Annotated in this window: 16 protein-coding genes and 1 pseudogene; 8 read left to right on the top strand and 9 right to left on the bottom strand. The window is 60.3% G+C overall.

What is annotated here, in order from left to right; genetic code table 11:
• The 6 genes from L9Z73_RS10510 to urtA all read right to left on the bottom strand — a co-directional run.
• On the bottom strand, positions 1–602 hold a 602-nt coding region (locus L9Z73_RS10510), incomplete at its 3' end, for an acetamidase/formamidase family protein (protein ID WP_247399799.1).
• 217 nt (positions 603–819) lie between these two features.
• Positions 820–1,509 carry an urea ABC transporter ATP-binding subunit UrtE gene (gene urtE / locus L9Z73_RS10505; RefSeq protein WP_046383753.1) on the bottom strand — a complete coding sequence of 230 codons (690 nt, stop codon included), beginning with the start codon at positions 1,507–1,509 and terminating at the stop codon, positions 820–822.
• A gap of 10 nt (positions 1,510–1,519) precedes the next feature.
• A complete protein-coding gene (gene urtD, locus L9Z73_RS10500) occupies positions 1,520–2,278 on the bottom strand; it encodes an urea ABC transporter ATP-binding protein UrtD (protein WP_247399797.1) in 759 nt (252 codons plus the stop codon).
• Positions 2,275–3,435, bottom strand: coding sequence for an urea ABC transporter permease subunit UrtC (gene urtC, locus L9Z73_RS10495; protein ID WP_247399794.1), 1,161 nt, complete (start codon positions 3,433–3,435; stop codon positions 2,275–2,277). Before urtC ends, urtD begins: the two co-directional genes overlap by 4 nt.
• Positions 3,436–3,445: 10 nt before the next feature.
• Positions 3,446–4,363, bottom strand: coding sequence for an urea ABC transporter permease subunit UrtB (gene urtB, locus L9Z73_RS10490; RefSeq protein ID WP_010564283.1), 918 nt, complete (start codon positions 4,361–4,363; stop codon positions 3,446–3,448).
• 179 nt (positions 4,364–4,542) lie between these two features.
• A complete protein-coding gene (urtA, locus tag L9Z73_RS10485) occupies positions 4,543–5,751 on the bottom strand; it encodes an urea ABC transporter substrate-binding protein (RefSeq protein ID WP_247399793.1) in 1,209 nt (402 codons plus the stop codon).
• A 312-nt stretch (positions 5,752–6,063) separates the two neighbouring features.
• Between urtA and L9Z73_RS10480 the strand changes: the two genes are divergently transcribed.
• On the top strand, positions 6,064–9,036 hold the full coding sequence (locus L9Z73_RS10480) for an ATP-binding protein (RefSeq protein WP_247399791.1): 2,973 nt from the start codon (positions 6,064–6,066) through the stop codon (positions 9,034–9,036).
• Positions 9,017–9,715: a response regulator gene (locus tag L9Z73_RS10475; protein ID WP_046383757.1), complete on the top strand. Its 699-nt coding sequence runs from the start codon at positions 9,017–9,019 to the stop codon at positions 9,713–9,715. The genes L9Z73_RS10480 and L9Z73_RS10475 overlap by 20 nt, the downstream gene beginning before the upstream one ends.
• Here L9Z73_RS10475 and L9Z73_RS10470 read toward each other — a convergent pair.
• A complete protein-coding gene (locus L9Z73_RS10470) occupies positions 9,712–10,824 on the bottom strand; it encodes an HD domain-containing phosphohydrolase (RefSeq protein WP_247399789.1) in 1,113 nt (370 codons plus the stop codon). The two genes, L9Z73_RS10475 and L9Z73_RS10470, sit on opposite strands and share 4 nt — an antisense overlap.
• Positions 10,814–13,618 carry an ATP-binding protein gene (locus L9Z73_RS10465; RefSeq protein WP_247399787.1) on the bottom strand — a complete coding sequence of 935 codons (2,805 nt, stop codon included), beginning with the start codon at positions 13,616–13,618 and terminating at the stop codon, positions 10,814–10,816. The genes L9Z73_RS10470 and L9Z73_RS10465 overlap by 11 nt, the downstream gene beginning before the upstream one ends.
• Before the next feature lie 396 nt (positions 13,619–14,014).
• Here L9Z73_RS10465 and L9Z73_RS10460 point away from each other — a divergent pair, with 396 nt between their 5' ends.
• Both L9Z73_RS10460 and L9Z73_RS10455 read left to right on the top strand, forming a co-directional pair.
• Positions 14,015–14,893 carry a GGDEF domain-containing protein gene (locus L9Z73_RS10460; RefSeq protein WP_247399785.1) on the top strand — a complete coding sequence of 293 codons (879 nt, stop codon included), beginning with the start codon at positions 14,015–14,017 and terminating at the stop codon, positions 14,891–14,893.
• A 103-nt stretch (positions 14,894–14,996) separates the two neighbouring features.
• The gene (locus L9Z73_RS10455; RefSeq protein ID WP_247399801.1) at positions 14,997–15,320 is read left to right on the top strand and encodes a thiol-disulfide oxidoreductase DCC family protein; all 324 of its coding nucleotides are present in this window, start codon (positions 14,997–14,999) and stop codon (positions 15,318–15,320) included.
• Here L9Z73_RS10455 and L9Z73_RS10450 read toward each other — a convergent pair.
• Positions 15,300–16,130, bottom strand: a complete 831-nt coding sequence (locus L9Z73_RS10450; RefSeq protein WP_247399775.1) for an IclR family transcriptional regulator — start codon at positions 16,128–16,130, stop codon at positions 15,300–15,302. The genes L9Z73_RS10455 and L9Z73_RS10450 overlap by 21 nt on opposite strands.
• 242 nt (positions 16,131–16,372) lie before the next feature.
• Between L9Z73_RS10450 and L9Z73_RS10445 the strand changes: the two genes are divergently transcribed.
• The 4 genes and pseudogenes from L9Z73_RS10445 to L9Z73_RS10430 all read left to right on the top strand — a co-directional run.
• Complete coding sequence (locus tag L9Z73_RS10445; protein ID WP_247399774.1) at positions 16,373–17,401, top strand: ABC transporter ATP-binding protein; 1,029 nt, start codon at positions 16,373–16,375, stop codon at positions 17,399–17,401.
• Positions 17,398–18,243 (top strand): ABC transporter permease, encoded by an 846-nt coding sequence (locus L9Z73_RS10440; RefSeq protein ID WP_247399772.1) that lies wholly within the window; start codon positions 17,398–17,400, stop codon positions 18,241–18,243. The genes L9Z73_RS10445 and L9Z73_RS10440 overlap by 4 nt, the downstream gene beginning before the upstream one ends.
• A 4-nt stretch (positions 18,244–18,247) precedes the next feature.
• Positions 18,248–19,042: an ABC transporter permease gene (locus L9Z73_RS10435; RefSeq protein ID WP_247399769.1), complete on the top strand. Its 795-nt coding sequence runs from the start codon at positions 18,248–18,250 to the stop codon at positions 19,040–19,042.
• Positions 19,042–19,155: pseudogene (locus tag L9Z73_RS10430) on the top strand ((2Fe-2S)-binding protein); the annotation flags it as partial. The gene L9Z73_RS10435 and the pseudogene L9Z73_RS10430, both read left to right, overlap by 1 nt.
• Positions 19,156–19,214 lie beyond the last annotated feature (59 nt).

Raw genomic sequence — 19,214 nt, 5'->3', positions numbered from 1 at the left:
GGAGTGAGCTTGCCCATGTGCGCGGTGGCGGCCAGCGGTGCGTTGGCCAGCGGCGGTACGCGGGTCGGGTTGGTGTCGATCAGTTCCTGTTCGCGGCGGTTCCAGTCGGCGAGCATCACCGGGTCCGGCAGGCAGCCGATCAGGCCGGGGTGGATCAGGCCGGCGAAGTTCACTCCCGGAATGTGCCGCGAGCTGGTGAACATGCCCTTGAAATCCCAGATCGCCTTTTGCGCACTGGGGAAGTGATCAGTGAGAAAGCCCCCGCCGTTCTGCCGCGAGAAGAAGCCGTTGAAGCCCCACTGGGAGTCGGCCTTGGCGCCGATGTCGAGCAAGTCCACCACCAGCAAATCGCCCGGCTCGGCGCCGTGCACACCCACCGGGCCGGACAGGTAATGCACCGTGGACAGGTCCACATCGCGCACGTCGCTGGCGTCGTTGTTGTTCTTGATCGCGCCGGCGGTCCAGTCGTAGGTTTCGAGGATGAAGTCATCGCCCGGCTTGACCCAGCAGGCCATCGGGATATCCGGGTGCCAGCGGTTGTGGATGTTTTCGTTTTCGGTAACGGGTTGGTTGAGGTCGACTTTGATCAGCGTTTCGGTCATGGACTGGCTCCTGGACGGATGGCTTGTGGCGTTGAAACCAGTCTCGGGGAGCGCGGTAAAACGGGGAATACGTTGGATGACGTATAAAAAGGTTGCTTGGAATACGCAAAAAATGTGGGAGCGGGCTTGCTCGCGATGGCGGTCTGTCAGTCAATCAAACTGCGACTGATAGACCGCCATCGCGAGCAAGCCCGCTCCCACAGTTGACCTGTGTGGTTTAGACGGACAGGTAGCGGCTGATGGTCGCCTCGTCGACCCGATCCCGCGTCTCTTCGATCACGAAGCGGCCCTTTTCGATCACCAAAAAGCGGTCGGCGATTTCCAGGGTGAACGACAGCACCTGCTCCGAGACCACGATGGTCAGATCGCGCAGGTTGCGAATCTCCTTCAGCGTGCGTGCAATGTCCTTAATGATCGACGGCTGAATGCCCTCCGTCGGTTCATCCAGCAGCAACACCTTGGGGTTGGTCGCCAGCGCCCGCGCAATCGCCAGCTGTTGCTGTTGCCCGCCGGACAGGTTGCCGCCTTTGCGCGATTGCATGTCGTACAGCACCGGGAACAGCGCGTACAAATCCTCCGGCACCTTGCCCCGCGCGGAGGCCGGCAGGCCGGTCTGGATATTTTCCAGCACCGTCATGCTCGGAAAAATCATGCGGCCCTGGGGGACATAGGCAATCCCGCGCTCGACCCGTTCATGGGTTTCCAGCGCCGACACGTCGTGTCCGTCCACGCTGACCTGGCCTTTCCACTGCGGCAGGATGCCCATCAAGCTCTTGAACAACGTGGTCTTGCCCATGCCATTGCGGCCCATCACCGCGACGATCTCGCGCTTGGCCACGTTCAGGTCCAGGTCGTGGAGGATCTGGCTCTGCCCGTAGCCGCATGACAGCTGGTCGATCTTGAACATGCCGGACTCCTCAGTGGCCCAAATACACTTCGATGACTTTCGGATTGCTTTGCACCGACTCCATGCTGCCCTCGGCGAGCACCTTGCCCTGGTGCAGCACCGTGACCTTGTGCGCGATGCTTTTGACGAACTCCATGTCGTGCTCGATCACCAGCACCGAGCGGCCCTGGCTGATGCGCTTGAGCAGTTCCGCCGTTTGCGCGCGCTCGTTGACGCTCATGCCGGCCACGGGCTCGTCGAGCATCAGCAGCTCGGGGTCCTGCATCAGCAGCATGCCGATCTCCAGCCATTGCTTTTGCCCGTGGGACAGCAAGTCCGCCTGTTGCTGCAGCAACTCGCCAAGGAAGATCTCCCGCGCCACCTCTTCCACCCGTGCGATCACCTGGGCATTGCGCTTGAAAAACAGCGCACCCCAGACCTTGCGACCCGCCGGATAGGACATCTCGAGGTTCTCGAACACCGTGAGGTTTTCGTAGATCGACGGGTTCTGGAACTTGCGCCCGACGCCCGCGCGCACGATGTTGTACTCGCGCATTTTGGTCAGCTCCTGGCCGTCGAACTGGATGCTGCCGCTGGTGGCGCGGGTCTTGCCGCAGATCAGGTCGAGCACCGTGGTCTTGCCGGCACCGTTGGGGCCGATGACCACGCGCACTTCGTTGCGGTCGATATACAGGTTGAGGTTGTCGACCGCCTTGAAGCCGTCGAATGACACGGTCAGGCCCTCGATGGCCAACACCGGTTTGTTCATTTCAAAGCCGACGGCGGTCATGGCTGGGTCTCCAGGATTTTGCTTTCAGTCTTGGGCTTGACCACCGGCGCCACAGCTTTCACCGGCGGTTGACGGCGCAGCAGCCGGGCCAATGCCTGCCGACCATGGCTGTCCCACAACCCGGCCAGGCCATTGGGGAAGTACATCACCACCGCGATAAACAGCCCGCCCATCAAGTACAGCCACAGCTCGGGAAAGGACTCGGAAAAGTAGGTCTTGCCATAGTTCACCAACAGCGCGCCGTACACCGCGCCGAGCAGCGACATGCGCCCGCCCACGGCGGCAAAGATCACCATCTCGATCGACGGCACGATGCCGACGAACGACGGCGACATAAAGCCCACCTGCAAGGCGAACATGGCGCCGCCAATCGCCGAAAACGCCGCTGCCACGCAGAACACGAAGATCTTGAAGCTGGCCACGTCATACCCGGAAAAGCGCACGCGCTCTTCCTTGTCGCGCATGGCCATCAGTAGGCGGCCGAGTTTGGACGCGAGAATGAAGCGGCCGATAAAGATGCAGCCAAACAGCAAGCCGGCGTTGATGAAGTACAGGATCAGCTTCGCGCTGTCGGTGCGCAGGTCCCAACCGAGCAAGGTCTTGAGGTCGGTGATGCCGTTGACGCCGCCGGTCAGCCCTTGCTGGCCGACGATCAGCACCGTGAGGATCAGCGCAATCGCCTGGGTAACGATGGAGAAATACACATCGCCCACGCGCCGTTTGAACAGCGCCATGCCGATGATAAAAGCCAGCAGCACCGGCACGGCGACCACCGCAACGACGGTAAAGCCAAAGCTGTGGAACGGCTGCCACAGCCAGGGCAGCTCGGTGATTTGGTTCCAGTCCATGAAGTCCGGAATGCCCGGTGTGGATTGGATCTTGGTGCTCTGCGGGTCCGACGCCTCCAGCTTGAGGAACATCGCCATGCAGTAGCCGCCCACCCCAAAGAACACACCCTGCCCCAGGCTGAGAATGCCGCCATAGCCCCAGCACAACACCAGTCCCACCGCGACAAACGCGTAGGTCAGGTACTTGCCGACCATGTTCAGCCGGAACGCATCCAACGTCAGGGGGAACACCACAAGAATCAGCAGCGCCAGCAGCACGATGCCGATCAGGTTTTGCTGGCCGCCCAGCAGCTTGTCTAAAGCCTTCATCTGCTCGCCTCTACTTGCGCACTTTGATGGAGAACAACCCTTGCGGGCGCAGCATCAGGATCAGAATCACCGAGGACAAGGTCAGCACCTTGGCCATCGAGCCACTGAGGAAAAACTCCGACAGCGATTGCGTCTGGGCGATCACGAACGCCGAGGCGATAGTGCCGAACAGGCTTTGCGCGCCGCCGAACACCACGACCAGAAAGGTGTCGACGATGTACTGCGAGCCCGCCGTCGGCCCGGTTGACCCGATGGTGGTGAACGCTGCCCCGGCCACCCCGGCCACGCCGCAACCGAGGGCGAAGGTCATGCGGTCGACCTTGCGCGTATTGATCCCGACCGCGCGGCTCATCAGGCGGTTCTGCACCGTGGCGCGCACCTGCAAGCCCCAACGCGAACGGTACAGCATCAGAAAGATCGCCGCCGTCAGCAGCACGGTCAGCGCCATCATGAACAGGCCGTTGCGCGGAATTTCAATCGCATCGGTGAAGTTCACCGAGCCCATCAACCAGGCCGGTGGCTCGGCGCTGACTTCGCGAGCGCCGAACACCGAACGGAAGGTTTGCTGCATGACCAAAGACAGGCCCCAGGTCGCCAGCAGCGTGTCCAGCGGCCGCTTGTACAAGCGACTGATCATCGCCCATTCGACCAACCAGCCGACGGCGCCGGCAACGAGGAACGACAAGGCAATGGCGAAGAAGAAGTAATAGGGTTGAAAGCTCGGCGCAAAGTGCGCGGTGAGGCTGGAACACACGTAGGTGGTGTAGGCGCCGATGGTCAGGAATTCACCGTGGGCCATGTTGATCACGCCCATCTGGCCGAAGATGATTGCCAGTCCCAACGCCATCAGCAACAGCACGCAGAACACGGACAAACCGTTGAACCCCTGCATCGCCGCGATGGCTCCAAATTCCGATAGCCATTCCATGATGATGGTCTCCTACAGAGAGATGAAATGCGGCCTGCTTTTGCACTGTGTGGGAGGGGGCTTGCTCCCGATAGCGGTGGTTCAGTTATAGAAATGTCGCCTGACACTCCGCCATCGGGGGCAAGTCGAATCGTCGCACCGCCCCTCCCACATTTAGATCTCTTTATGATGCCTGAGGGTTATTGATAACCCTTTGGAAACGGATTCGGTTCGATCAGATCCGACTCGTAGATCACCTTGAACTGGCCGTTGGGCAGCACTTCGCCGATGCGCGACTTGCTCCACAGGTGGTGGTTCTCGTGGACCTTCACATAACCTTCTGGCGCGGTTTTCAGCTCGATGCCCGGTGAGGCGGCGACAACTTTATCCACGTCGAAACTGCCGGCCTTCTCCACCGCCGCTTTCCACAGCCACGGACCGAGGTAGGCCGCCTGGGTCACGTCGCCGATCACTGCGTCCTTGCCGTACTTGGCCTTGAAGGCTTCGACGAAGGCTTTGTTGTTCGGGTTGTCCAGGCTCTGGAAGTACTTCATCGAGGCATAGAAGCCGGCCATGTTTTCGCCGCCGATGCCGAGCAGTTCGTCTTCGGTGACCGACAGGGTCAGCAGGGTTTGCTTGGACGCGTTCACGCCTGCCGCGTTGAGTTGTTTGTAGAACGCCACGTTGGAACCGCCCACCACGGCGGCGAACACCACGTCAGGTTTTTTCAGCTTGACCTTGTTGATCAGCGAGCCGAACTGGGTGTTGCCGAGTGGGTAGTAGTCTTCGCCGACCACGCTGCCGTGCAGTACGTTTTCAATGTGCTTGCGGGCGATCTTCATCGACGTGCGCGGCCAGATGTAATCGGAGCCGACCAGGTAGAAGGTCTTGGCGCCTTTGGTCTTGGCGATCCAATCCAGGCTGGCGAGGATCTGCTGCGTGGCTTCCTGCCCGGTGTAGATCACATTTTTCGACTGTTCCAGGCCTTCGTAGAAGGTCGGGTAGTAGAGCAGGCCGTTTTCTTTCTCGAAGATCGGCAGCACGGCTTTGCGCGAGGCCGAGGTCCAGCAACCGAACACGGCGGCGACTTTGTCGTTGACCAGCAGCTTCTTGGCCTTTTCGGCGAAGGTCGGCCAGTCGGAGGCGCCGTCCTCCTGGATCACTTTGATCTGGCGTCCCAGGATCCCGCCCGAAGCGTTGATTTGCTCGATAGCCAGGCGTTCGGCCTGGATCGAGCCGGTCTCGGAAATCGCCATGGTGCCGGTGGCCGAGTGCAACTGGCCGACGGTGACTTCGGTGGGCGTCACGGCCAAGCCTTCGTTATCGGCCAGCACGCCCTGGCTGAACAGGCTGGCCGCCAGCAGCGACAGGGCCAACAGCGGTGTGGAGCGGATCAATCGTGGTTCCATGGGGCGACTCCTGTGCAATGAGGGCTCCAGCATGGCGGCGGCAGGCAATCGCGGGTATACGCAGCCTGACGTAACGCAGTACGTCATTTGACGTATGCCGTTGCGCACCAATGCAGGGCAGGATCGCGTCCGCCCAGCCACTGCGATCCCCTGTGGGAGGGGGCTTGCTCCCGATGGCGGTGGCTCAGTTGCCCATCCGTTGACTGACACACCGCCATCGGGAGCAAGCCCCCTCCCACATTTGGATCTCAGCGCACTCGAGGGCATGGAACTTGCTCATTTAACCTGGCCCTCTTTCCGGAGCACCCCACCGTGCACCCCACCTCTGGCACCCAGCGCATCGTCAAGATCCGCCGCGACTACAACTCCTGGGTCGCCGACGAGACCATGGAAGACTACGCCCTGCGCTACACCCCCAAATCCTTTCGCAAATGGTCGGAGCTGCGCATCGCCAACACGGCCCTGGGCGCGGTGTCGTTCCTGGCGCTGGAGGCGATTGGCGGCGTGTTGGTGCTCAGTTACGGCTTCACCAATACCTTTTGGGCGATCCTGGCCATCAGCCTGGTGATCTTTCTTACCGGCCTGCCCATCAGCTATTACGCCGCCCGCTATGGCGTGGACATGGACTTGCTGACCCGCGGCGCCGGCTTTGGCTATATCGGCTCGACCATCACTTCGCTGATCTACGCCAGCTTCACCTTCCTGTTCTTCGCCCTGGAAGCGGCGATCATGGCGTTGGCGCTGGAGTTGTATTTCCATATCCCGCTGGCTTTCGCCTATGTGATCTGCTCACTGTTGGTGATTCCGCTGGTGGCCTACGGCGTCACGCTGATCAGTCGCCTGCAACTGTGGACCCAACCGCTGTGGCTGCTGTTGCTGGTGCTGCCCTATGGTTTTGTGTGGTGGAAAAACCCTGACGCCTTCAGCGACTGGACCAGCTTCGTCGGACGCAGCGGCGACGGCGGCGGTTTCAACCTGCTGGCGTTCTGCGCCGCCTGTACCGTGGCGCTGTCGCTGGTGACACAGATCGGCGAGCAAGTGGACTACCTGCGCTTTCTCCCGGAAAAGACCGCCGCCAACCGCAAGCGCTGGTGGGCCGCCCTGCTCTGCTCCGGCCCGGGCTGGATTATCCCCGGCGCGTTGAAGATGTTTGGCGGCGCGTTCCTGGCGTTCCTTGCCCTGCAACATGAAATCCCCATGGAGCGCGCCGCCGAACCGACCCAGATGTACCTGGTCGCCTTCCACTATGTGTTCAGCTCGCCGGAATGGGCCCTCGGCGCCATGGTGCTGTTTGTGTTCATCTCACAGATGAAAATCAACCTGACCAACGCCTATGCCGGCTCCCTGGCCTGGTCGAACTTCTTCGCCCGCGTCACCCATAGCCACCCCGGGCGCGTGGTGTGGCTGGTATTCAACGTAGCCATTGCGTTGATGCTGATGGAGCTGGGCGTGTTCGATGTGATCGACCAGGTGCTGGGGCTGTACGCCAATATTGCGATTGCCTGGATTGGCACGTTGGTGGCCGACCTGGTGATCAACAAGCCCCTGGGCCTGTCGCCCAAACACATCGAGTTCAAACGCGCGCACCTCTACGACATCAATCCGGTGGGCGTCGGCTCGATGCTGATTGCGTCGTTGCTGTCGATCCTCGCCCACTTCGGCCTGTTTGGCGCCCTGGCCCTGATCTACGTACAGGCGGCCCAGGGTTTGCCGCATTCGCAAACCCTGTACCAAGCGTTCTTCAAAGCCTTCCTCACCCTGTCGGTGCTGGCCGCCGTGCTCGCCTGGTGGGTGGTGCTGACGCGTGAAAGCCGCCGCGTGGCCCAGCAAGAATCCGACCGCCAGACTCTGCTGTTGATGCAGGAAATCGACGCCCACAGCCTCACGGACCAGGCCCTGCAACAGGCCAAGGAAGCCTCCGAAGCCGCCAACGCCGCCAAGAGCCGCTACGTCACCGGGCTGTCCCATGAACTGCGCACACCGCTGAACAGCATCCTCGGTTTCACCCAGATTCTGCAGCGCGACAGCGCCATGCCCGAGCAGCACCAGGACGCGCTGGCGACCATCCTGCGCAGCGGCTCGCACCTGCTGTCGCTGATCGACGGCCTGCTCGACGTGGCCAAGATCGAGGCCGGCAAGTTGCGCCTGGAACTCACCGAAATCCCCTTCCCCGAACTGATCCACGACCTGGAGCAGATGTTCACTCCCCAGGCCCAGGACAAGGGCCTGCGCTTTCGCCTGGATTGCGTCGGCAAGATCCCGGCGGTGGTGCGCGGTGATGAAAAACGCGTGCGCCAGATCCTGATCAACCTGCTCGGCAACGCGGTGAACTTCACCGACAGCGGCGAGGTGTGCCTGCGGGTCAGCTACATGCGCGAGACCGCCAACTTTGAAATCATCGACACCGGCATCGGCATCGACCCCGGGCAGATCGAGCGGATCTTCCAACCGTTCGAACGCGGCGACCTGATGCGCCAGGACAAGGGCGTCGGCCTGGGGCTGACCATCACGCGCATGCTCACCTCGCTGATGGGCGGCGAGTTGCGCGTCACCAGCGAGCTGGACAAGGGCACCTGCTTCCAGGTGCGCTTGTTCCTGTCCCAGGTGCGCGCGCCGCAGGCGGTGGTGCATGTGGAACACGACATCATCGGCTACCAGGGCGCACGCCGACGGATTCTGGTGGTGGACGACCATGTGGACCACCGCAAGGTGCTCAGCGGCATGCTCACGCCGTTGGGCTTTGAGGTGATCCAGGCGAGTAATGGCCAGGATGCGATTCGCCAGGTCGCACTGCTGGCGCCGGACCTGATCCTGATGGACCTGTCGATGCCGACCCTGGATGGCCTGGAAACCAGCCGGTTGATCCGGCGCAATGCGCTGTCCACTGCGCCGATCATCGTGATCTCGGCCAACGCCTTTACCGACGACCGCGAACGCAGCATCGCCGCCGCCTGCAACGACTACCTGGCCAAGCCGGTGCGCACCCCGGAACTGCTCGGACGCCTGCAACAACACCTCGGCCTGCAATGGCTGCGGCGCACCAAAACCTTCGTCGCGCCACCACCGCCCAGCGTGCTGCCGAGCGCCGATGACCTCGCCGCGCTCGCCGAACTCAGCGCAATCGGCTATGTGCGGGGCCTGCACGAAAAGCTCGACACGATCCTCGAACACCGCCCGGACGCCGCACCGTTCATCACCAAAGTGCGCGGATTGCTCAAGGGTTTCCGCCTGGATGAACTCAACCGAACCCTCAAGGAGGCCGAAGATGAATGTACTCACTCGTAGCACCGAACCCGGCGTGGTACTGATCGTCGACGATACCCCGGACAACCTGGCCATGCTCTCCGACGCCCTCGACGATGCCGGCTACATGGTGCTGGTGGCGCTCGACGGGCTCAGCGCGCTGAACCGCGTGCAACGCCGGCGCCCGGACCTGATCCTACTGGACGCGATGATGCCGGGCCTGGACGGTTTCGAAACCTGCCGCCGGCTCAAGGCGCTACCGGCCAGCGCGGACATCCCGGTGGTGTTCATGACCGGGCTGACCGACAGCAAGCATGTGGTGCAGGGCTTCGAGGTGGGCGGCAGCGACTATGTGACCAAACCGATCCAGACCGATGAAGTCTTGGCGCGGGTGGCGGCGCATTTGCGCACCTCGCGCATCCTGCTGTCCGCGCGGGCGGCGACGCAGCCGAGTGTGTTGACCCTGGAGGATGAGCCGGCGCACAAGCTGTTGTCGGCGCGGTTTCAGTTGACCGAGCGCGAGGTCGAGGTGCTGCGCTGGGTAGCGTGCGGCAAAACCAATCGGGATATCGGCGATATCTTGGGGTTGAGCCCAAGGACGGTGAACAAGCACCTGGAACATGTGTATGTGAAGTTGGGGGTGGAGACGCGCACGGCGGCGACGTCGGTGGCATTGGCGGCGATGAGCCCGAGCCGGGCGCCCATGCTGGCGACCCTTTAATCTGGGGGCTGGCCCGCGCCCGCTTTGGAGGGTCGTTGCGTGTGCGCGCCAGCCTGTTCGGCATCATCCTCAATGAGTTTTTCCACCTGGCCAAAACAACGGCACATCACCGTCACCAGTTCCGGATCAAAATGCATGCCCGACTGTTCAAGAATATAGGCCTGCGCCCGTTCAGGGCTCCAGGCACGCTTGTAGGGCCGCTCCATACGTAACGCATCATAGACATCACACAGCGCAACAATCCTTGCCGAAAGCGGAATGTCCTTACCGGCAAGCCCTTGCGGATAGCCGCTGCCGTCCCATTTTTCATGGTGACCATAGGCAATGTCCGCAGCCATATCGCTCAGCTCCGTGGCGTGAGCGTCCTGCAGAATTGCATGCCCTATGCGCGGATGGTCCATCATCTGCTGGCGTTCCTGCGCCGTTAATGGGCCGTCCTTATGCAAGATCCGATCAGGAATGCCAATTTTGCCCAAGTCATGCATCGGCGCCGCCAAGCGAATAAGGTCGCACCACGGCTGCGGCATACCGATTGCCTTGGCCATCACGGCGGCGGTTTCGCCAATGCGCAATACATGGGCGCCCGTTTCGTCATCGCGGTAGCAGGCCGCACGACTCAATGCCCTGAGCATTGCGCAATAACTGTCCTCTAACTGAAAGGTGCGCTCGTGCACTCTTTGCTCCAGCGCGTGGTTCAGGTCTTGCAGTTGGCGGGTTGCGTGAGACAAACGCAGGGCGTTGCGTATGCGTAATAGCAGCTCGGGCAAATCCAAGGGTTTGAGCAGATAATCGTTGGCCCCCAGTTCAAGGCCGAGACGGCGGTTCTGCGGCTCGCTCAATGCCGTCAAGATAATCACCGGAGACCTTGAACGATCGCGCTCGCTGAGTTGGCGCAAAATCTCAAACCCATCAGGTGCCGGCATATCCAGATCCAATAGCAGCAAATCCCAGGGTTGCTCCTTGAGCCAAACCAGACCGCTGGCCGAGTCGGCAAAACTCACAACGTGGCGCAAACCGAAGGCTTTCAAGCTGGAGTGCAGCAAGCGCAGGTTCGCAGCCACATCATCGATAATCACGATGCGGGTATCGGCAGGGATATCACTGAACATTCGGTGTCTCCACTTGCATCATCGCGTGTATGAGTTCGCGTAGTTCATTGGGCTCCAGCGGTTGTTTTAGCACTGCTTGAAATTCGCACCCCAGCGTCGCGAGCATGCGGGGTGATGTACACAGCAAAATAAGCGGGATTTGATCGCCGCCTGGCAAACGTCGTAACCGAGACAACGCATCGATCAAGTCATCTCCCAGTAAGTCACAGTCAATCAGCATGACGTCCGGCGCCGTGTCGTGCCGTACCTGCTCCAGGCATTCCGAAAGCGTACCGTGGCGCAGTTCCACTATGCCCCTCAACGTGTCGTCAAGACAGCGCAGCGTCTCGTCGTCCTGCCCCACGAAACACAGCGACAGCAAACGCTTGCGGACCTTGGGTGCCGTAACGCCTTGGGGCAGATCGACCCAAAAGCGACTGCCAACGCCGGTTTCGCTGACGAGCCCCATGCTGCCATTCATCAACGTAGCGAGTTCTCGGCACAACGCAAGGCCGATACCGGCGCCTTGGATCGCGGTATTTTCCTGGCCCAAACGCTGGAACGGTTCGAACAGCGCGCCTTGCAAGGCCGGGGAAATACCGGCGCCGCCGTCTTCGACAAACACCCTCACGCGCCCATTGTGGAGTTCAGCCCCCACGAACAAACGACCGTGAGGGCGGTTGTACTTGATGGCGTTGGACAGCAGATTCAGCAGGATCTGGCGCAGGCGCCTCGCATCGGCCAGGACACTCAGCGTCGGGTTCGTCGACTGCAACTCAAGGTCAAGACCCGCAGCCTTGGCCTGGGAACGGACCATTTCGGCACATTCGCGCATCAGTCCGTTGACCTCCAGGACACGCATCTGCACGCGAGGCGCTTTAGCCTGCAGGCTCGACCAATCGAGCAAATCGTCGACCAGGTGGGCCAGGTGTTGGCTGGCGCCCAGGATCTCATCAAGGGATTTGGCCTCCTCCTGCCCATCGGCCACTTGCAGGCGCAATAACTGGGCAAATCCATGAATCGAATTCAGCGGTGTGCGTAACTCGTGGCTCATGCTGGAGATAAAACGCGACTTCGCCTTGCTCGCCCCTTGCGCTTCAAGGGTGCGCCGGCGCAAATCCTCTTCAACCTGTTTAAGCGTGTCGATATCGACGAACGTACCCGCGGACAAACGCATGCGCGTGTCGGGGGACTCGATCAGGCGACCACGACACAGAAACCAGATCGGCGAGCCATCGGGCCGCAATAAACGTAACTCCAGGTCGATCACCGACGCCGTGCCTGCCCGCAACGCGCTAAGAGCCCGATCAAGGGCCTGCACATCCTCGGCGTCAACGTGATCGTAAAAACGGACGCGCTCCAGTTGAGACGCCGGTACGCCAAAACGCTTGCAGAACGCTTCGCTCAACGACAGGCAGTCAGTATCCAGGCGGTATTCCCAGAGCCCGGCGGTGATGCTTTCAACGACCAGGTTGAGGCGATTCTGAGCCGCGTTGCGCCGTGCTTCACTGGATGACAGTTGAGCGCCCATTGAAAGCACGTTGCCCGCCATCTCATCCAGCTCGCGAATGGTCGATCGTGCACGCTGAGGGAGCAACTGGCCGTTACCAATTTGCTGCAGCATGTCTCTGATATCGCGGATCGGCCGCCGCAGGCTATGGCTCAATTTACGCGCACGAATCCACATGTAACTGAAGAACGCGAGGTAAAACATCACCAGCCCGGCAATCATCAAATAGCCGATGTTGCGGGAATGCAGTGCCAGGCTGTTCGTGGCTGCCATGACGTCCTCTTCATCAACGACCGCCAGCAATCGCCAACCCGCGGGTTTTACTTCGGCCCACGCGACAAAGTGCGTGCGCCCGTTGAGCACGACTTCGGCGTTGCCACGGCTATGCAGGGCGACAGCGGCGAGCAACTCCCGGGGGTTCACTGCGTCGGTTAAATCTTGACCCGTAGGGTTAAACTCAGCCTCATTCGAGGCGTTCGATCCCGAACGCCCCCAGTCGTTTTTATCAAAATCATGTTCGGCTTCGGGCGGTAACACCATGATCTTCATATCCGCGCCGACGAGCATCAAGTACCCGCCCCACGGCACCTTAAGCGTGGAAATTTCTTTGAGCAACTGGCCCACGGTGATATCCAGCCCGACCACGCCTTCGAGAAAGTTGCGTTCATAAACAGGCGCGATGGCAGACATCATCAAGCCATGACCTGCCGGATCGAGGTAGACGTCAGTCCAGCGAACCCCGCGCTGCGGGTTATGTTCGGCATCGGCCAGATAATAAAAGTTATAACTGGGTATCTGCATATCATGCGGATATTGTTCATCTGCACGAATCCACGGATAAATCCGGTTATAACTGTCCCATGCATTGAAATAAACACTGGCCACCATCGACTCATGATCGTTTATCGCACGCATCAATGGGTCGAGACTGGATAACTTCTGCACTTTACTCAGGTTCTGTTGCGCAACCGGTGTGACCGCCGAGTAGAACGACGCGGCCCCTCCCAGGTCTTTTCCACTGAACTGAGCCCCATCAACCGAGGTACTTAATGTTTCACTCAAGGGTGTTGAGGCGGCACGAAGTGCGTTAGCCGTCATATCCGCAAATAGCTGAGTGACATCAGCGATGTGGGTTAATTGATCCTGAATGATTCTGGTGTGCTGGTCGACGGTTGCGCCGAGGCTTTCAATTGCACTGCGTTCCAAATAATCGATCTGGGATACACGGATCGCCTGATTGGTCAGCAAGTAACAAGTAATCAGAATCGTCTCCACCAAGACCAACGGGATTAATGCACTGTGCATAAATGCCCGCCAAATCCAATGGCGCAAGCCTATTTGAGAAGCCCTTTCATTCACTAAGAGCACTCCTGCAAATGGCATCAGCCTTTATTTGAATAGTGGCAATACGATATCAACAAAAACGATAGCTCATCCGGTGAACCGTTTCCATGCTTTTTATGTGGGGAATTTTCAAAATGACGTTTGTCCTAGCGCAAACCCTTGTTATAGGGCGCTGGAAGACTGCCCGACGGGCCTACCCGACTAAAGTGTGTGAAAAATGACTTGCCAAAATATGGCGGCCGGCAGGCTCACCTGGCATACGCGTTCCCATGCCTACCTAATGCCTGCAAGATTACTCGCCGCCCGGCCTCTCGATCGAGATATGATCGAGCTCAATGAATCAGATCCCCACGACTTATGGCCGTTGATCTACAAGCGCTCTACCCCAAACTTATCCATCTGATGCTGGATACGGTATTTGTGGTTGATAGAAACGACCACATCGTTTTTGTGAGCGATGCCTGTGAGGCACTACTGGGTTACCGTTCTGACGAGCTGAACGGCACCCCTATCAGTCGCTATATGCATCCCGAAGACCTGACGGCCACACGGGCCTCGATTACCCGCGTCATGAATGGTCAATCTCACTTCGATTTTCGCAACCGTTACATCCGTAAGGATGGAGGAGTCGTGTACATCCTGTGGGCTGCATTCTGGTCGGAAGAGGTGGGTGCAAGGATTGGAGTCGCGCGCAACGTGACGGCGTTAGCTAAAGCCGAGGAGGAATTACGTTTCCTCGCCCATCATGATCCGCTGACAAAATTAACCAACCGGTCGATTTTCAGTGACCGACTGAAATCTGCCCTGCACGTGGCGCACCGTCACAATAGTCAGTTGGCTTTGCTATTTCTGGATATCAATGACTTCAAGAGTATCAATGATGTTCATGGCCACGCAGTGGGGGATCGTATTCTCTGCATGATTGCCCGACGTTTAGAAAACTGCACGCGTGCGACGGACACCGTGGCCCGAATGGGCGGCGATGAATTTACAGTGCTGTTGACAGATATCCATTCGAGAGACGCCATTACCAAGAAGTTAGAACAGATTCACACCGTCATGGCCGCGCCACTACCGCCTGAATTCGGCACACTCAAGATGCCGTCGTGCAGTATCGGCGCGGCCTATTATCCCGAGGACGGGAAGGACGCCGACACACTGCTTACCTACTCGGACAATGAAATGTACCAGATGAAAAGGCAGCGTTTTTTAGACAATAAAGCGCCCGGCACATAAGTAAAACGTAAGAAGTGTATGCGTCCGGCCAAGTCATCTAGCGAACTCCGCAACACCAAAACATGCCATTCACTTAAGTGCTCACCCGACAATCAGATGAGCAATCGTTGATGCGTTCGACGCAGAATCGCTGGGATTCACGCTTGAGCAGATGGAGTCATCACTCCACGCCAGGTTCGACGATGGAACATGGGTAAAGGGGCTGGACGCTACGCTCTGGAGTTGGCGCGCAGTGGGTCTCGGTATCTGGGCCGCACCGCTATCCTGGCGGTTAGCCAGGCCGCTGCTTAACATTGGCTATCGCCTTTTTTGTCGCAGGCGCCCCTATCTGGCATGGCTGCCGCATCCTGATGGCAGCCGTCGCTGCCGTGACGACAGCTGTACAACGTCGCAAACCAACCATGACCTACCCACCAAAGGTCTGTGAGGGCCGGCGCAGCGTTGGATCAAACGGATTGATCCGCGGCCCGATCGCCGCCGCTTCGCGCTTGAGCAACTCCACCACCATCGGCAAGCGACTCGGTCCCAACCGGTCGCTGATGGTCGCCACGCTCAATGCTGCCACCGCATGGCCGTCGCGGTTCAGGATCGGCACCGCCAATCCCGCCATGCCTTCCAGCACGCCGGTATTGCGCGCCGCATAGCCCAGATGGCGCACGTTCTCCACTTCCGAACGCAACAGCACCTCGTCATACAGGTGAAAATCCTTGAGCCTGGGCAAGTTGTAGCGGATCACCGTCTCGCGCTCTTCCTCCGGCAAAAAGGCCAGGATCGCCAGGCTGCCCTGCCCCACGCCCAATGCCACGCGCCCGCCGATATCACCGGTAAAAGTACGAATCGGGTACGGGCCTTCGCTGCGGTCCAGGCAGATCGCGTCAAAGCCGCTGCGCGCCAGCAAAAACAATGAATCGCCCAGTGACGCACTGAGACGCAGCATGCTCGGCCTGACCAGGTCGCGCAGGTTGCCGGTCTTGCCCGCGTTCGCCGCCAGGGCGAAGAACTCCAGGCTCAGGCGATAGCGTTTGCTGCGCGCGTCCTGCTCGACCATGCCTTCGTCGATCAGGCTGCGCAGCAGGCGGTGGGTGGTGGGTTGGGACAGGCCGACCTGTTGTGCGAGCTGGGTCACGCGTTCGCCACCGTCGGGCACGCCCCCCAAGGTACGCAGCAATGCGAACAGGCGAGACACGCCGCCCGCGCCCACCTCCTTGGTATTTTCATTCCGCTCAGTGGAATTCATAACGCGCAATCTCATTAATAATTCTTGTCAGTGAATAAAACTGAAAAAACTACTCCATTCAGTGAAATTCTGTCTTCCGTCCATCCTAGTCTTCGTCCTAATCTGCGTCCACAGGGGCGAAATGAACAACAACCGGCAGCCGACTCAAGATCGAGCGCCAACGCACCCGCAACACCCTTTTCGCATCTGCCCAAAACAAAAAAGCGCGTTTCGACGCGACTCAAAACAGGTGGAACGCAGACATGGCATTTCTCCAACTCAACGCCTTGAGCAAACGCTACGGCGCCGTCGACGCGGTGGTCGCCACTGACCTTGCGGTGGAAAAAGGCGAGTTCGTTTCCCTGCTCGGCCCATCAGGCTGCGGCAAGACCACCACCCTGCAAATGATCGCCGGCTTCGTCGACGTGAGCGCTGGGCAAATCCTCCTCGACGGTCGCGATATCACCCACGCCAAGCCCGCCAGCCGTGGCCTGGGGGTGGTGTTCCAAAGCTATGCGCTGTTCCCGCACATGAGCGTGCGCGACAACGTCGCCTTCGGCCTGAAGATGCGCAAAGTACCGGCCGCCGCGATCGCCGCCAAGGTCAAGACCGTGCTGGAGCTGGTGCGCCTGGCTCCCCACGCCGACCGTTACCCCCGTGAATTGTCCGGTGGCCAGCGCCAACGCGTGGCCCTGGCGCGCGCGCTGGTGATCGAGCCGCCGGTGTTGCTGCTGGATGAACCGCTGTCCAACCTCGACGCCAACCTGCGCGAAGAGATGCAGTTTGAAATCCGTCGCATCCAGTGCGCGGTGGGCATCACCACCCTGATGGTCACTCACGACCAGGCCGAGGCGCTGTCCATCAGCGACCGTGTGGTGGTGATGCAGGCCGGGCGCGTGACCCAGATCGACGTGCCGTACACGCTGTATGAACACCCACGGACGCGCTTTATCTCGGACTTCGTCGGCAAGGCTAACCTGCTGGCCGGCGACTATGACGCACTCGGTATCCCGCAAGTGCGCCACGCCGGCGGCGACGGCGAGCTGGTCTTGAGCCTGCGCCCGGAAAAAATCCAACTGGTGGACGCCAGCGAAGGTCGCCTGCAGGGCCAGGTGCTCGACCGCTATTTCTTCGGCAGCCAGTGGCTGTACCGGGTCCATACCGCGTTGGGCGAAATCACCGTGGTGCGCAGCAACGACGGCAGCGCACCGCTGGGTCGCGGCGCGGCAGTGGGCCTGGACTGGCAAGCCGACTTGCTGCGGGTGCTGACGGCGGATGAGGTGCACCCATGAGTCGCGGTTATTTACTCTCGCTGCCGGCGTTGCTGCTGTTCGCCGGGCTGCTGATTCTGCCGCTGGGCCTGACTCTGGTGCTGTCGTTCAACGTGTTCGATTACCAAGTGGGGGTTAAGGCCGATGAGTGGACCTTCGCCCATTACCTGTCGTTGTTCAGCGATGCGTACTTCTACGAAATCTTCTGGCGCACCTTCTGGATCAGCGCGTTGGTGACGCTGCTCTGCGTCGCGATCGGCGTGCCCGAGGCCTACATCCTCAGCCGCATGGGCACGCCGTGGCGCTCGATTTTCCTGATCCTGATCCTCACGCCGCTGTTGATTTCGGTGGTGGTGCGAGCGTTCGGCTGGAGCCTGTTGCTCGGCGCCGACGGGCTGGTCAACCAGGTGATCCAGGCACTGGGCGGGCGCCCGGTGAAGCTGTTGTACACGCCGTTCGCGGTGATCATTGCGCTGGTGCACGTGATGCTGCCGTTCATGATCATTCCGGTGTGGACCTCCCTGCAAAAGCTCGACCCGTCGGCCGAACAGGCGGCTTTGTCGCTGGGCGCGAGCCAGGCCACGGTGATGCGCAAGATCGTGTTGCCCCAGGTGATGCCGGGCGTGCTGTCCGGCACCCTGATCGTGTTCGGCCTGGCCGCCAGCTCCTTCGCGATCCCCGGCCTGCTCGGCGGGCGGCGCCTGAAAATGGTCGCCACCGTGGTGTACGACCAGTACCTCTCGGAACTCAACTGGCCCATGGGCGCGACCATCGCGGTGGTGCTGCTGTTGGTCAATCTGCTGATCATGCTGAGCTGGAACCGCATGGTCGAAGGCCGCTACAAAAAGTCCCTGGGGGTTTAAGCACATGTCCAGAAACGGTCCTTTGGCCCTTGGCTTCCACGGCCTGGTGGTGGTGTTCATGCTGGCGCCGCTGGTGGTGGTGTGCCTGGTGGCCTTCACCCCGGAAAACACCTTGAGCCTGCCCACGCAGGGCTTCTCCCTGCGCTGGTTTCGCGCGGTGTTCGAACGTGCCGACTTTATCCAGGCGTTCTATAACAGCCTGATCCTGGCATTTACCGCTGCGACCCTGGCGACGCTGATTGCAGTGCCGGCGGCGCTGGCGATCAGTCGTTATGCGTTCCCGGGGCGCAACTTCTTCAGTGCGTTGTTCCTGTCGCCGATCATCATCCCGCACCTGGTGCTGGGGGTGGCGATGCTGCGGTTGTTCGCCTTGATGGGCGTCAACGGCAGCTTCACGTGGCTGATGCTGGCGCACGTGGTGATCATCACGCCCTATGTGCTGCGCCTGGTATTGGCGGCAGCGATCGGGATCGATCGCAGTGCCGAGCAGGCAGCCGAATCCCTCGGCGCCGGACGCTTCACGCTGTTTCGCCTGGTGACGTTGCCGATGATCCTGCCCGGCGTTGCCGGCGGCTGGTTGCTGGCCTTCATCAACAGTTTCGACGAAGTGACCTTGTCGATCTTCGTCAGCTCGCCGGCCACGCAAACCTTGCCGGTGCGCATGTACGTGTACGCCACCGAATCCATCGACCCGATGATGGCGGCAGTGTCGGCGCTGGTGATTGCCCTCACGGCGGCGGCCATGATTGTGCTCGACCGGGTCTACGGCCTGGATCGCGTGCTGGTGGGGAAACACTGATGGCCTTGTTCAAACGATTGACCGAAACCGCACGCCCGGTCCTGGCGTTTACCCTCGACGGGCAACCGGCCACCGGCTTGCTCGGCGACACCCTGCTGACCGCGGTACTGACGTAAATGCTGGCGAAACTGCCAGGCCAATACCTCGACCTGGAGCGCGACTCTGCGAGCCT

The sequence above is a fragment of the Pseudomonas emilianonis genome (genome assembly GCF_023072625.1).
Classification (GTDB): Bacteria; Pseudomonadota; Gammaproteobacteria; order Pseudomonadales; family Pseudomonadaceae; genus Aquipseudomonas; species Aquipseudomonas paraveronii.
The sequence above is the reverse complement of the archived record's forward strand: the minus strand, read 5'-3'. Positions and strand labels throughout refer to the sequence as shown.